Genomic DNA, 2101 nt, shown 5'->3' on the forward strand with positions numbered 1-2101 from the left:
TGTCAACGCCGCCCCAACCCTGACCACCGTGGTCCGGCTGAAACTGGACCACCTCGGTTGGTTGATCTTTAGTCGTTAGTCTTATTTGCTGCAGGGACGCGGCCGAGGTCGCGGTCTTTGAGTCGGTAGCTGTCGCCCTTCATCGAGATGACTTCGGCGTGGTGGACGAGGCGGTCGATCATGGCTGCGGCGACGACGTCGTCGCCGAAGACTTCGCCCCAACGCCCGAAGGGCTTGTTGCTGGTGACGATTAGCGAGGCCCGTTCGTAGCGGTTGGAGACCAGTTGGAAGAACAGGTTGGCGGCTTCGGCTTCGAAGGGGATGTAGCCGACCTCGTCGACGATCAGCAGCGGGATCCGACCGAGTTTGACCAGTTCGTCTTGCAGGCGGCCGGCGTGGTGGGCGTCGGCGAGGCGGGACACCCATTGGGCGGCGGTGGCGAACGCGACGCGGTGTCCGGCCTGGCAGGCCCGGATCCCGAGGCCGATGGACAGGTGGGTCTTGCCGGTGCCGGGCGGGCCCAAGAAGACGACGTTCTCCTTCGACGCCACGAAGTCCAGGGTGCCCAGATGGGCGATCGTCTCCCGCTTCAACGATCGCTGGTGCTCGAAGTCGAACTCCTCGAGACTCTTGCGGGCCGGGAACCTCGCGGCTCGGATACGCCCTTCACCGCCGTGTGATTCCCGGGCGGCGACCTCGCGTTGCAGGCAGGCGGCGAGGAACTCCTCATGCGTCCACGACTCCGCCCGAGCCCGCTCGGCCAGACGTTCGACCGACGCGGCGAGGGAGGGTGCTTTCAGCGCGCGGGTGAGGAACGCGATCTCGGAGGACACGTTGCGGTTGCTGGTCTTGGCGGCCATCACGCAGCCACCTCGACGTCGAGGCCGAACATCCGGTCGTAATCGCTGAGCCGCCGGTGCTCGACCTCCGCGGTGACTGCCGGCGCCGGCACCTGCCGGGCGGCCATGCGCAGGTCAGCAGCGGCCTGCCGATGGACCGGGTCGGTGATGCTCTGATGCTTGGCCCAGCAGCGGTCGTGTCGGGCGACCTGGCGGCTGTCGCAGAACACCTGCACCCGATCGGCGTCAGCGACGATGTCGATACGTCTTCCCACCGCCGCCGGGTGCACCGAGTAGTCGTTACTGTCCAACCGGACGTAATGATCGCGAGGCAACCGCGTGGTCTGTCGCCAGCCGACCACCGGAGCCACTGGCGGCAGCGACAGCATCGCGGCCCGGTCGGCGTCCCACCGCTCGGCCGGGCGGCAGCCCAACATCCGGTGTTGGCGGTTGTTCGCCCGCACCAGCCACTCGGTCAGCTGCGCGTTGAAGTCCTGCGGCGAGCCGAACCGGCGCCCGGGCAGGAACGACGTCTCGAGATAGCCGTTGGCTCGCTCAACCAGGCCCTTGGCCTCCGGGTCCGCCGGCCGGCATTGGATCACCTTGATGCCGAGGGTCCCGCGGAAGGCGTTCATCGCCTCAGTCAGCTGCGGACGGCCGGCCCGCCACTGCCCGACCGCGGACTCGTTATCCCAGACCAAAGCCTTGGGCGTCCGGTCCCAGCCGGAGATCAATGTCCAGTGCCCGGCCAGCAGATCCGGTGACTGCCGCGACGGGATCATCACCGCCGACAGCCACCGCGAATACCCCGACACCATCACCAACACCGGCGGCCTGCTGACCTGCCCGAAACCCAAGGTCACGTCCGCCGGCGGGAACCACAGATCACACTGCGCCAACTCACCCGGCAGATAGTCAGTGCGCTGGGCCGGGTCCGGACGGCGGAACAACGGCCGCAGCTGCTGCACCCGATCACAGAACACCGTCTTGCCCCGGGTCCACCCGACCCGTTCCATGATCACTGTCGAGGGCATGTCCGGGAACTCGGCCAGCAACACCCTGATCTGCGGCTCGACCACATCTACTATCGAGCCCTTCGCCGCCCGCTGATACCGCGGCGGCTCATCACTGGCCAGGGCCTTCTTCACGGTGTTGCGAGACATCCTCAACCGCCGTGCGATGGCCTGAATTGCCATGCCCTCCGACCGCCGCAGCCGCCGGATCTCCGCCCAGTCCTCCACGTTCAGCACCTCCCGATGCTT

Annotated in this window: 2 protein-coding genes; both read right to left on the minus strand. The window is 67.3% G+C overall.

Annotation, left to right across the window (positions count from 1 at the left end; all coding sequences use genetic code 11):
* Window positions 1–68: 68 nt before the first annotated feature.
* Entirely contained in the window at window positions 69–860 is a 792-nt protein-coding gene (istB, locus tag V6V47_RS32620) for an IS21-like element helper ATPase IstB (protein ID WP_306270592.1), read from the minus strand.
* A complete protein-coding gene (gene istA / locus V6V47_RS32625; RefSeq protein ID WP_334632404.1) occupies window positions 860–2089 on the minus strand; it encodes an IS21 family transposase in 1230 nt (409 codons plus the stop codon). The genes istB and istA overlap by 1 nt, the downstream gene beginning before the upstream one ends.
* Window positions 2090–2101: the final 12 nt, after the last annotated feature.

This window comes from Micromonospora sp. CPCC 205539, assembly GCF_036906815.1.
Lineage (GTDB): Bacteria > Actinomycetota > Actinomycetes > Mycobacteriales > Micromonosporaceae > Micromonospora.